The sequence below is a fragment of the Flavobacterium odoriferum genome (assembly GCF_025499515.1).
In the GTDB taxonomy this organism is placed as follows: domain Bacteria; phylum Bacteroidota; class Bacteroidia; order Flavobacteriales; family Flavobacteriaceae; genus Flavobacterium; species Flavobacterium odoriferum.
Window position 1 is genome coordinate 513,449 of the sequence record NZ_JAMKFA010000001.1, and the last position, 13,161, is coordinate 526,609.

Genomic DNA, 13,161 nt, shown 5'->3' on the forward strand with positions numbered 1-13,161 from the left:
CCTTTGTAAAAATTTTTTAAAATGAAATTCAATACAAAAACGATACATGGTGGACAACATCATGAAAAAGTAACGGGAGCGGTAATGCCTCCTGTGTTTCAAACATCGACTTATGTGCAATCAAGTCCTGGAAAACCAGTAGGTGATTACGAATATAGTAGAGCAGCAAACCCTACAAGAACAGCTTTAGAAGACGCTTTAGCAAGTATCGAAAACGGAGCAAGAGGTTTGGCTTTTTCATCAGGATTAGCAGCTACAGATTGTTTGTTACGCATGTTCAAAGCAGGTGACGAAATCATTGCTATGGACGATTTATACGGTGGAACTTACCGATTATTTACAAGATTATATAAAGATAGCGGTATCAAATTTCATTTTGTGGATATGAATGATTTGGATAAATTCCAATCGTTAATCAATGAAAATACAAAATTGGTTTGGGTAGAAACACCTACTAATCCATTAATGAAATTAGCGGATATAGCTGCGATTGCTCAGATTACTAAAAAGCACAATATCTTATTTGCTGTAGACAATACTTTTGCAACGCCATATTTACAAAAACCATTGGATTTAGGTGCTGATATTGTAATGCATTCGGCAACTAAATATTTAGGAGGTCACTCTGATGTTATTGCTGGAGCTTTAATTATCAAAGACAAAGCATTAGGCGAAGAATTACATTTCAAACAATTCGCAACTGGAGCAACTTTAGGGCCAATGGATTCTTTCTTGGTTTTAAGAGGAATTAAAACATTGCATTTACGTGTACAACGTCATTGTGAAAACGGAGAAAAAGTAGCGGACTATTTAGATAATCATCCTTTAGTAGAGAGAGTGTATTATCCAGGATTGGCTTCTCATCCGTTTCATGAAATTGCTAAAAAGCAAATGAGTGGTTTTGGAGGAATGGTAACGTTTACTTTTAAATCAGGTAAAAAAGAAGATGCAATTAAATTCTTAGAGAATTTAAAAGTATTCACTTTGGCTGAATCATTAGGAGGAGTTGAATCTTTAGCAAATCATCCAGCTTTAATGACACATGCTTCTATTCCAGAAGATAAAAGAAAAGAAGTAGGTATTTCAGATGATTTAGTTCGTTTAAGCGTAGGAATTGAAGATATCGAAGATTTATTAGCCGATTTAGAACAAGCTTTTAAATAACAGAAACAACTAAAAACAAAAAATCCCGATTCAAACGAATCGGGATTTTTTTATGTTGTAAAATATATTAATCTAAATAATAAATGTATCCAACGTGAAACCAAACATTCCAGTCATTAGATTTGTTTTCATTCCAAATATTAGGGTCTTTATTTAAACCATCAACCCAGTCTGAAAAATAATATTGCCATCTTAACTCTACAAATAAATCAGATAATTCTGTTAATTTATAGCGAGTACCCACACTTGATACAACTGACCAAGTACTTCCTCCTTCAGAAGAATAACCGCCATTTAAGTATCTAGGATAAGTTGTTAAAGGGCTTCCTAATGGTCCTAATTCTGAATAGGTGTGATTGCTAAAAAATGAATAGTGAGCTCCTAAACCTAAAAATGGAGCCCAAGAACCATTTGTAGCAGTAAATTCGCGAATACTTAAAGGGAAATATTCTAATTGCATTCCGATGTCTGTTACTTTAGCCTCACCTTTCATTGCTTTTAATTGATTTCCTGCTAAAGATTCTTTGTCTGCCCATTCTCCAAAGTGCTCAAGTTTAGTACTGTTGTATGATAATTCTGTTCGAACTTTAAAGTGATCATTAAAGTAGGTTTCCGGAGTGTAACAGTTACATTCTGCTCTATAAGCAAAATTCATATAGTGAACTAATCCAACTCCAAAACCAGTATTTCCAGCATTAGTTTCAAAATCATGTCTTACTCCAAAGTCAGATTGAAAAGCAACTCCTCCAACAAAAGCACCAACTTCATGTGAGAAGCCAAACTGCGCTGTCATAGAGAAATTAACTCCCAAAAACAAAATTAGTAGGTATTTAAATTTTTTAGTCATCGCTAAAGATTTTCCATTATCCGACAAATATATAAAAACTAACTTCACTTCAAAAAAAAAACTATCTTTTCTTCTTTAAATAATTGTCAAATAATACTTAAGCAGATATATTTAATCACAGAAGTTATAAAATTTTGCTAAAAATATAACAAGTAATATTTAAAATGTATATTTGTCAACTTAAAATTACGAAAACGTTTTATTAAGAATTTAAACAAATTTTAAAAAGAATATATAATTAGTTTTTTAGGAAACAATGGAACAAAAAATCAATGATTTTATGGCGCAAGTTGCAGCCAAAAATCCAAACGAACCCGAATTTTTACAAGCAGTAAAAGAATTTGCAGAAACAGTTATCCCCTTTATAGCTGACAATAAAAAATATGATGGCAAAAACTTGTTGTTAAGAATTGCAGAACCAGAAAGAGCTGTGATTTTTAGAGTGCCATGGGTAGATGATAAAGGCGAAATTCAAGTTAACAGAGGTTTTCGTATTCAAATGAACTCAGCAATTGGTCCATACAAAGGCGGAATTCGTTTTCACAATACAGTAAATCTATCTGTTTTAAAGTTCTTGGCTTTTGAACAAGTTTTCAAAAATAGTTTAACGACACTTCCAATGGGTGGTGGAAAAGGAGGTTCTGATTTTGATCCACAAGGAAAATCTGACGGAGAAGTGATGCGTTTTTGTCAATCATTTATGACAGAATTATGTCGTCATATTGGTCCAGATTTAGATGTACCTGCCGGAGATATTGGTGTTGGGGCAAGAGAAATTGGTTACATGTTCGGTCAATATAAAAGAATTAGAAATGAATTTACAGGAGTTTTAACTGGTAAAGGTTTGGCTTACGGAGGTTCTTTAATTCGACCAGAAGCAACAGGTTACGGAGTAGTTTATTTTACGGAGCAAATGTTAAAAACTAAAGGAGAAAAAATTGCTGGTAAAACAGTGGCTATTTCTGGTTTTGGAAACGTTGCTTGGGGAGTTGCTTTAAAAGTTAACGAGTTAGGTGGGAAATTAGTTACCATTTCTGGTCCTGATGGTTATATTTATGATGCTGATGGAATTTCTGGCGAAAAAATCGAATTTATGTTAGAAATGAGAGCAAGTGGAGACAATAGAGCAGAAGCTTTTGTTGAAAAATTCCCAACAGCAGTATTTCACAAAGGTAAAAGTCCTTGGGAAGCTAAAGTTGATATAGCAATCCCATGTGCAACTCAAAACGAATTAAACGAAGAAGATGCTAAAAAATTAATTGCAAATGGTGTAATGTGTGTTACTGAAGCAGCTAATATGCCATGTACACTTGATGCTATTAAACAATTTTTAGACGCTAAAGTATTATTTGCTCCAGGAAAAGCAGCAAATGCTGGTGGAGTAGCAGCTTCTGGATTAGAAATGACACAAAATTCAATTCGTTTAAATTGGACAAGTGAAGAAGTTGATATGCGTTTAAAAGATATTATGGTTGGAATTCACAGCCAATGTAAAAAATATGGAACAGATGCTGATGGCTATGTAAATTATGTTAAAGGAGCAAATATTGCTGGTTTCGTAAAAGTTGCAGATGCAATGTTAGCACAAGGCGTAGTATAATAATACATAAAATTTTACAAAGCTCTTTCAATCATTTGAAAGAGCTTTTTTTGTTTCTCTACATATCAAAACTAAAATTAATTACGTTTATACTATATTTGTATCAAATATTTCCTATGAAAAAATCGCTTTACATCGCTATTTTATTTTTAACACATTTGTTGTTTTCCCAACAAAGCAACCAAATGTGGAAAGGGTATTTTTCGTACAATGAAATTGTTGATGTGGAAAACGCCACCGGAAAAGTATTTGCAGCCACACAAAACGGAGTTTTTTCTAAGGCATTAGCTTCATCAGATTTAACGATTTTTAATTCTGTTAATGGTTTTAAACCTGAATCTATAACAACAATACATCATTCAGACATTTTTAATAAAACTATTGCGGGAAACTCGAACGGACTAATTTTAATTGTTAATCCTGATGGTTCAATTGTAACAAAAGTTGATGTTATTGAAGACGTTCCAGTTCCGCCAAACAAAAAGAAAATAAATGATTTTTATGAGTATGAAGGAAGGTTATATATTGCAGCAGATTACGGAATTTCTGTGTTGGATTTAGCGACTTCAGAATTTATAATAACATATTTTATTGGAACTTCTGGCGAAGAAACACAAGTATTGCAAACTACGGTTTTAGGGAATGAAATTTATGCCGTAACAAGAGATTTTGGAATAAGAAAAGGGAATTTAAACAATCCTAATCTATTTGATTTTAGCCAATGGCAAACATTTGATGCTGGCTTTTGGGCTGGAATTGTAACAATAGATAATCAATTGGTTGCAATGAATACTAATTCAAGAACATATCGTTATAATGGTGTAATTTTTCAAGAAATTTTAAATCATATTCAGCCAGGACTGAAGTTAAAAACAAATGGTACCGAAGTAATTGTTACTACCCTCAATCATGTTTATGTGTTGAGCGAAACCTTTTCTCAATTAGCACACATTACAAATATTCCTGATTATTCACTAAATTTTACAGCCGCATCAGTAGTTGGTGATTATATTTATATCGGAACAGAGAGAGATGGCTTGTTTTCAACGCTTTTATCTAATCCAACAACATTTGAAAACATGTCACCAAATGGACCTGTTAGAAATTATATTTTTAGAGTTAAAAAAGCAACCAATTTCTTGTGGGCAGTATACGGAGATTATTCACGTTTATATAACCCTTATCCGCTAGAAGATTATGGAATAAGTAAATATTCTGAAAACAATGGTTGGGTAACTATTCCAAATGAAGATTTGTTTCAAGCGAAATCAATTTCTGATTTAGTAATTAGTCCAAATAATCAAAATTTAGTATACGCCACTTCTTATCTTTCGGGAGTGTTAAAAATTAATGGCGATGATATTCAAATTTTCGATAATTCAAACACTGGACCAAATGGATTAGAGTCAATAAGTGTATCTTCTGTTGATGTTAGAGTCAATAGTCCTGCTTTTGATAAAGATGGAAATTTATGGGTAACTAATGTAGTTACATCAGGAACAATCAAAGCAATTAAGACGCTCAGAACAGATGGACAATGGCAATCCTACAGTGTGCAAGATGTAACTAACGATGCTTTTGGTAGATATGGTCCCATGGCAATTGATAGAAACAAAACAAAATGGATTCCTACACTTAATGATGGTTTATTGGCTTTTAATGAAAATTATAGCAATAAGTTTATAGTTTTAAATACAGAAGTTGGTAATCTACCTAATAATGATGTAAGATGTGTTACAATCGATAACAGAAATCAGTTATGGATAGGAACTTTTGCAGGACTCAGGGTGCTATCCGTTGATCAATTTATTTCCGAAACAGAATTAACATCTAATTCAATCATTATTCAGGAAGGAGATTTAGCACAAGAATTATTTTATCAACAAACTATTTTAGACATTGCTGTTGATGGTGCTAATAGAAAATGGGTTTCCATTGCAGATGGAGGTGTATTTTTGGTTTCTCCAAACGGACAACAAACAATCTATCAATTTACCAAGAGCAATTCCCCATTACCAAGCGATAATATTAATGATATAGAAATTGATGGTGTATCTGGTGAAGTCTTTTTTGCAACAGATAAAGGAATGGTGTCGTTTTTAGGAACGTCTACTAAACCAAGTGATGATTTAGGAAATGTATATGTTTATCCAAATCCAGTCCGTCCAGAATTTTTAGGAACAGTTAAAATTAGTGGATTAACAGACAAGGCGAATGTAAAAATCACTGATATCGAAGGAAATTTAGTTCACGAAACCACTACTTCTGGCGGAACCATTGAATGGGATACTACTGCGTTTGGCAAATACAAAGTAGCTTCTGGTGTGTATATGATTTTTGTGGCTTCTGAAGACGGAACTGATACTACGGTTAAAAAAGTGATGATTATTCGATAATGTTAGTCAAAACTAAAGCAATAGTTCTTTCATCACTAAAATTTCAAGAAAAAAGCTTGATTGTAAAGTGTTTCACACAATCCGATGGTTTAAAAAGTTATTTCGTGCAAAGTGCCTATTCTAACAAAAAAGCCAACCAAAAAATCGCCTATTTTCAGCCATTAACCATTATTGAAATCGAAGCCAATCACAAGAATAAAGGCAAGCTAGAACATTTTAAAGAAATCCGATTAGCGCACAGCTATTTTTCCATAAATACAGACATTGTTAAAAGTACAATTGTAATTTTTCTCTCCGAAATTCTGCATCACGCCATCAAAGAAGAAGAAAAAAATCAAAATTTATTTTCTTTTTTGGAGACAGCTTTGCTTTGGTTAGATACACACGACGAAATGGCGAATTTTCATCTAATTTTAATGATGGAAGTTACTAAATATCTTGGTTTTTATCCCGATGTAACCGAAATAGATTTTCCTTTTTTTGATACTAAAGAAGGGTATTTTACGCCTTTTCAAAGTGTAAATTCGTTAACTGAACATGAAACGCATTTGTTCAAAAAATTATTAGACTTAAAATTTGATGCCAACCAAAAAGTATTTGCTGGAATAGAACGTCAAATTTTGCTGAAAATCCTCTTAGATTTCTACATGTTACATTTAGATGGCTTCAAAAAACCGAAATCGTTAGAAGTTTTAAAAGAAGTTTTTTCCTAAGTCTTAACTTTTGCCTTTTACCTTTTGCCTTTTACCTTTAAATCATTACTTTCGCAAATTGATTTAAGAAAGCGACAAAATGAGCACAAAATTTACTGAATACAAAGGACTTGACTTGCCGACAGTAGCATCAGAAGTTCTTGATTTTTGGAAAAAAAACCACATCTTTGAACAATCGGTAACCTCTCGTGAAGGAGCTACGCCTTACGTGTTTTTTGAAGGGCCACCATCTGCAAACGGTTTGCCTGGAATTCACCACGTGATGGCGCGTGCGATTAAAGATATTTTTTGTCGTTATAAAACTCAAAAGGGCTACCAAGTTAAGCGTAAAGCAGGTTGGGATACGCACGGTTTACCTGTAGAATTAGGTACCGAAAAAGAATTAGGCATCACCAAAGAAGATATCGGAAAAACCATTTCAGTAACCGAATACAACGAAGCGTGTAAAAGAACCGTTATGCGTTACACCGACGTATGGAATGACTTGACCGAAAAAATGGGATATTGGGTAGATATGGAAGATCCATATGTGACGTACAAATCCAAATACATGGAAACTGTTTGGTGGTTACTAAAACAAATTTACAACAAAGATTTACTATACAAAGGTTACACTATTCAGCCCTATTCACCAAAAGCCGGAACAGGTTTGTCTTCGCACGAAGTAAATCAGCCAGGTTCGTACCGTGATGTTACAGATACTACGATTGTGGCGCAGTTTAAAGCAAAAGATGAAACATTACCTAGTTTTTTACAAGGTTTTGGAACGGTTCATTTCTTGGCTTGGACGACTACACCTTGGACGTTGCCATCAAATACAGCATTAACCGTTGGACCAAAAATCGATTATGTTTTAGTTAAAACGTTCAATCAATATACTTTTGAAGCGGTAAATGTAGTTTTAGCTAAGAATTTAGTTGGAAAACAATTTGGTGGAAAATATTTTGTTGCTGAATCAGAAGCTGATTTTGCAAATTATAAATCAGATGATAAAAAGATTCCATACCAAATTTTAGCCGAAGCAAAAGGCGCTGATTTAGTAGGAATTCGTTACGAACAATTATTGCCATTAGCGTTACCCTATCAAAATCCAGAAAATGCGTTTAGAGTAATTTCAGGAGATTTCGTAACTACAGAAGATGGAACTGGAATCGTTCACACAGCACCAACATTTGGAGCAGATGATGCTAAAGTTGCAAAAGAAGCTACTCCAGAAGTACCACCAATGTTAGTTTTAGATGAAAACGGAAACCCTGTGCCATTGGTAGATTTGCAAGGAAGATTTATCCAAGGTTTAGGTGATTATTCTGGGAAATACGTTAAAAATGAATATTACAACGAGGGAGAAGCGCCAGAACGTTCAGCTGACGTAGAAATCGCTATTCAATTAAAAGAAGAAAATAAAGCCTTTAAGGTTGAAAAATACGTACACAGTTATCCACATTGTTGGAGAACTGACAAACCAATTTTATACTATCCATTAGATTCTTGGTTCATCAAAGTAACCGAAATCAAAGATAGAATGTTCGACTTAAACGAAACCATCAACTGGAAACCAAAAGCAACAGGAGAAGGTCGTTTCGGAAATTGGTTAAAAAATGCGAATGATTGGAACTTATCACGTTCAAGATATTGGGGAATTCCTTTACCAATTTGGAGAAGTGAAGACGGAACTGAAGAAATGTTAGTTGGTTCAGTTGAAGAATTGTACAACGAAATCGAAAAATCAATTGCAGCTGGTTTCCAAGCAGAAAATCCATACAAAGGATTCAAAATTGGTGACATGAGCGAATCGAATTACGATTTAGTGGATTTACATAAAAATGTGGTAGACGGAATTGTTTTAGTTTCTCCATCAGGAAAACCAATGAAACGCGAAACGGATTTAATTGATGTTTGGTTCGATTCAGGTGCGATGCCTTATGCACAATGGCATTATCCATTTGAAAACAAAGATTTAATCGAAGAAAATAAAGCATTCCCGGCTGATTTTATTGCGGAAGGAGTTGACCAAACTCGTGGTTGGTTCTATACATTACACGCTATCGGAACATTAGTTTTCGATAAAATTGCATACAAAAATGTAGTTTCTAACGGATTAGTTTTGGACAAAAACGGACAAAAAATGTCGAAACGTTTAGGAAATGCTGTTGACCCATTTACTACTTTGGCTGAATATGGTCCAGATGCTACACGTTGGTACATGATCTCGAATGCTAATCCTTGGGATAACTTAAAATTTGATATCGAAGGTGTTGCTGAGGTAAGAAGAAAATTCTTTGGAACACTATATAATACGTATTCGTTCTTTTCGTTATATGCTAATATTGATGGATTTACTTATTCTGAAGCAGAAGTTCCATTAGAAGAAAGACCAGAAATTGACCGTTGGATTTTATCAGAGTTACATACTTTAATTCAAGTAGTGGATGAAGCGTATGCGGATTACGAACCAACTAAAGCAGCAAGAGCTATTTCAGATTTTGTTCAGGAAAACCTAAGTAACTGGTACGTTCGTTTGTGTAGAAGAAGATTCTGGAAAGGCGATTATGCCCAAGATAAAATCGCAGCTTATCAAACACTTTATACTTGTTTGGTAACTGTAGCGAAGCTTTCTGCTCCAATTGCTCCGTTCTTTATGGACAAACTTTACAGAGATTTAACACAAGCTACAGGTTCTGAGTCATTTGAAAGTGTACATTTGGCGAAATTTCCAGTTTCGGTTGAAAACTTTGTTGATAAGTCGTTAGAGAGTAAAATGTTGAAAGCACAAACGGTTTCTTCACTTGTTTTATCACTTCGTAAGAAGGAAATGATTAAAGTGCGTCAACCGTTGCAAAAGGTAATGATTCCAGTACTTGACGACAATCAGCGTGCTGAAATTGAGGCAGTTTCTGACTTAATTATGGCTGAGGTAAACGTAAAAGAAATTGAGTTATTAGACGATGCTTCGGGTGTTTTAGTGAAGCAAATTAAGCCTAATTTCAAGACATTGGGACCGCGTTTTGGTAAGGATATGGGATTGATTTCCAAAGAGATACAGAATTTTAGTCAAGAGCAAATTGCAAAATTAGAGCGTGATAGTGAGTTGGTTATTGATATTGCAGGAAAAAGTATAACTTTATCATTAGATGATGTAGAGATTTCTTCGCAAGATATTGAAGGTTGGTTGGTAGCAAATTCAAACGGAATTACCGTTGCTTTAGATATTACCATCTCTGAAGAATTAAGAAAAGAAGGGATTGCGAGAGAGTTAGTCAATCGTATTCAGAACATTAGAAAAGATTCAGGATTTGAAGTTACGGATAAGATTATTGTAAAAATGGAAAAAAATCCACAGTTAGAGGAAGCCGTTTTGGCCAATTCAGCGTATATTAAATCAGAAACATTAACAGAGACATTGATTTTTGAAGAAAAAATCGAAAATGGTATAGAAATTGAGTTTGATGATATTAAAACAAGTATATTAATTTCAAAATAAAAGCCGAAAGGTTTTTAAAAGACGTATAATTATAAAAATATTGAAATTATGGTAGATGAGCAAATTAGATTTTCAGACGCTGATTTGGCTGAATTCAAAGCGTTAATTCAGGCAAAATTGGAAAAAGCTAAAAACGACTTAGAGCTTATTAAAAGTGCTTATATGAATGACTTAAATAATGGAACTGATGATACATCGCCAACATTTAAAGCATTTGAAGAAGGCAGTGAAACAATGAGTAAAGAAGCCAATTCGCAGTTAGCAATTCGTCAAGAAAAGTTTATTAGAGATTTAAAAAATGCCTTGATTCGTATCGAAAACAAAACCTATGGTATTTGTAAAGTTACAGGCAAATTAATCAATAAAGAAAGATTAAAAATCGTTCCTCATGCAACTATGAGTATTGAAGCAAAAAACTTGCAACGTTAATCTTTTTACAAAATTTTACTAACGCTCCGTTTGGAGCGTTTTTTATTTGATAAAAACCACTATTTTTGCCAAAAATAATTGCAAATGTCTCTTAAGAAAGCCTATTTATTAATCATTAGTATTTTGCTAATCGATCAAATTTCGAAAATTTATGTCAAAACTAACTTCTATATTAACGAAGAAGTAAAAGTTTTTGATTGGTTTCGTATTCATTTTATCGAAAATGAAGGCATGGCATGGGGAGCAGAAATTCCTGGAGAATATGGAAAGTTAATTTTAACTTTATTCAGAATTATTGCCGTTGGTGGAATTGCATGGTGGTTGTGGGATTCAGTAAGAAAAAATAGTTCTAATTTCCTTATTGTAGCGATTGCGTTAATTTTTACCGGCGCTTTAGGAAATATTATTGATTCTGTTTTTTATGGTGTAATTTTTAACGATAGTTACAATCAAGTAGCAACAGCATTTTCAAACGACCCATATGGAACTTGGTTTCACGGCGAAGTCGTAGACATGTTTTATTTCCCAATATGGGAAGGAAACTTACCTTCTTGGTTGCCAATTTGGGGTGACAAACACTTCACTTTCTTCAATGCCATTTTTAACGTAGCCGATGTAGCAATTTCAACTGGCGTTGGGATTTTAATTGTATTTAATAAAAGAGCTTTTGGCGAAAGTCATATTATGGCAAAATATTAAAAACGAAAAACTTCTTCAGGCGTCACACAAAAATCCAATTTTACATCATTTTCCGAAACATCCTCAATTTTTTCTTCTGGAGGAAAGAACGATAACCCAATTTTAATCGTTTCAGGCTTGCATTTACTTAGAAAGTTGTCGTAGAAACCTTTTCCATAGCCAACGCGATTTCCTTGCTTGTCGTAAGCTAAAAGCGGTACAAAAACCACATCAATTTTTACATCAGGAACTTCTAAACCATCAACCGGTTCTGGAACATTGTAACTGTTCTTTTTAATTTTGGTATTATCCGTTAATAAAAAATGCGTCATTCCTAAAGTAGCAAACTCGCACTTCGAAATGACGATTTCTTTATCTTTTCCCGCTAAAATTTGAAGAATATATTCGGTATTGATTTCTTTTTGTTCTTCAATCGTTAAAAACAAATGATAATACAATTTGTCCCAAATGTTCATTCGCAACAATTGGTTCGCAATCACTAAACTTTTGTCTTCGATTTCCTCTTGAGTTAACTTTTGCCTTTCAGCTTTTGCCTTTTGCCTTAACGATTTCTTATCCATTTACAGACGCTTTCAATTCGTCTATAAATTTAGTCAAATGTTCTACTTCTACGTGATCCATTAACACAATTTTGTACCATTTGTTGTTTTCGTTGTGTTGTTGTGGCACCAAATCATACTTTTCTGCAATTTTTTCTGGAATCGATTCCGAATGAATGGTTACAATATTCATAAACGGTTCACGGAAATATTGGATGTTTAAATGGTCTAATTCGTTACATAAAAATTGAGTACGCATTTGTAAAATACTTACTTTTTCAAACCAACCATAAGCGCCATAAGTAAATAAAATCATCCAAACGGCAACGGCATTCGCACCTGAGCGACTTCCGCAAAGCGTTAAATCCATTCCTTCAACATATTCCGCTTCTTTGGTCAATACGTTTTCGATTAAACCTTTTCGACAAACAAAAACACCTGTTCCATAAGGCGCTTGCAACATTTTGTGTGCATCAATCGTAATCGAACTAATTTTTGGATTACTGAAGTTGATATTCGATTTTTGATTGCTAAACGGATACACAAATCCGCCATAAGCACCATCAATATGCAAACGATAAGTAACGTTATGTTTTTCTAAAGCCGAAGTATAATCATCAGGATTATCAACAGAACCAAACATGGTTGTTCCCATATTTGAAACGGCGATGAAGTACTTTTTACCATTATTTTTAGCTTCTGAAATGATGTTAACCAATGCATTAACATCAATTTCACGATTTTCAAACCCAACCGGAATTTTCAACCAATCAATTTGTAATAAATTCGAAGCTTTCGGAATAGAGTAATGTGTGTCCTCCGATGCTAAAATGGCAATTTCGTCTAATTTCGCATCAAAATTATGTAGAAATTCATTTCTAAAAACCCAAATCGCTTGAATATTAGCTTCCGTTCCACCAGGAGCGATGTAACCGTCGAATTCGTTTTCTTTGGCTTTAAAAATATCAACTGCGATTACGTTTAAAACTTCGCGTTCAATTTCTTGTGTGCCATAAAACGCTTTTTCGGAAGTACCAAAAGTGTGACAACCAATGTTATTTGGATTCGCAACATAGGTTTGAAGCGTTGGTGCATCTTTCAAAAATGGTGCATCGTCATAAAAAACGCGACTATCTAACTTAGAAGCTGGATAGCCTAAAGAAGCGTCTTTTGAGAAGTTAACATTATCGTGTAAAGCCTTTTCAATTCGGGCTTTTCTTTCTTCTTGTGATAGTTTTTTCCAGAAGTTCATACCTAAAAATTTTGACGAAATTACAGGTACTAATTCAATAA

The 13,161-nt window shown here is 33.8% G+C and carries 10 protein-coding genes; 7 read left to right on the top strand and 3 right to left on the bottom strand.

The annotated features are described in order from the left end of the window. The first annotated feature begins 21 nt into the window (after positions 1-21). On the top strand, positions 22-1,164 hold the full coding sequence (locus M9Q43_RS02445) for a cystathionine gamma-synthase (RefSeq protein WP_262317385.1): 1,143 nt from the start codon (positions 22-24) through the stop codon (positions 1,162-1,164). A gap of 67 nt (positions 1,165-1,231) precedes the next feature. Here the strand turns inward: M9Q43_RS02445 and M9Q43_RS02450 are convergent, their stop codons facing one another. Next, complete coding sequence (locus tag M9Q43_RS02450) at positions 1,232-2,011, bottom strand: THC0290_0291 family protein (protein ID WP_262317386.1); 780 nt, start codon at positions 2,009-2,011, stop codon at positions 1,232-1,234. 256 nt (positions 2,012-2,267) lie between these two features. Here M9Q43_RS02450 and gdhA point away from each other — a divergent pair, with 256 nt between their 5' ends. The 6 genes from gdhA (at position 2,268) to M9Q43_RS02480 (ending at position 11,329) form a co-directional block, all read left to right on the top strand. After that, positions 2,268-3,611: an NADP-specific glutamate dehydrogenase gene (gdhA, locus tag M9Q43_RS02455; RefSeq protein WP_262317387.1), complete on the top strand. Its 1,344-nt coding sequence runs from the start codon at positions 2,268-2,270 to the stop codon at positions 3,609-3,611. A 116-nt stretch (positions 3,612-3,727) separates the two neighbouring features. Continuing rightward, positions 3,728-6,007 carry a type IX secretion system anionic LPS delivery protein PorZ gene (gene porZ / locus M9Q43_RS02460; protein ID WP_262317388.1) on the top strand — a complete coding sequence of 760 codons (2,280 nt, stop codon included), beginning with the start codon at positions 3,728-3,730 and terminating at the stop codon, positions 6,005-6,007. Further along, positions 6,007-6,720 carry a DNA repair protein RecO gene (gene recO / locus M9Q43_RS02465; protein ID WP_262317389.1) on the top strand — a complete coding sequence of 238 codons (714 nt, stop codon included), beginning with the start codon at positions 6,007-6,009 and terminating at the stop codon, positions 6,718-6,720. Before porZ ends, recO begins: the two co-directional genes overlap by 1 nt. Before the next feature lie 79 nt (positions 6,721-6,799). Beyond that, on the top strand, positions 6,800-10,201 hold the full coding sequence (gene ileS, locus M9Q43_RS02470; protein WP_262317390.1) for an isoleucine--tRNA ligase: 3,402 nt from the start codon (positions 6,800-6,802) through the stop codon (positions 10,199-10,201). A gap of 48 nt (positions 10,202-10,249) precedes the next feature. Continuing rightward, positions 10,250-10,630 carry a TraR/DksA family transcriptional regulator gene (locus M9Q43_RS02475; RefSeq protein ID WP_262317391.1) on the top strand — a complete coding sequence of 127 codons (381 nt, stop codon included), beginning with the start codon at positions 10,250-10,252 and terminating at the stop codon, positions 10,628-10,630. Between the two features lie 84 nt (positions 10,631-10,714). Further along, positions 10,715-11,329, top strand: coding sequence for a lipoprotein signal peptidase (locus M9Q43_RS02480; RefSeq protein ID WP_262317392.1), 615 nt, complete (start codon positions 10,715-10,717; stop codon positions 11,327-11,329). Here the strand turns inward: M9Q43_RS02480 and M9Q43_RS02485 are convergent. Together M9Q43_RS02485 and M9Q43_RS02490 are read right to left on the bottom strand one after the other, a co-directional pair. Next, complete coding sequence (locus tag M9Q43_RS02485) at positions 11,326-11,889, bottom strand: 5-formyltetrahydrofolate cyclo-ligase (RefSeq protein WP_262317393.1); 564 nt, start codon at positions 11,887-11,889, stop codon at positions 11,326-11,328. The genes M9Q43_RS02480 and M9Q43_RS02485 overlap by 4 nt on opposite strands. Next, positions 11,882-13,120, bottom strand: a complete 1,239-nt coding sequence (locus M9Q43_RS02490) for a pyridoxal-dependent decarboxylase (protein WP_262317394.1) — start codon at positions 13,118-13,120, stop codon at positions 11,882-11,884. Before M9Q43_RS02490 ends, M9Q43_RS02485 begins: the two co-directional genes overlap by 8 nt. Positions 13,121-13,161: the final 41 nt, after the last annotated feature.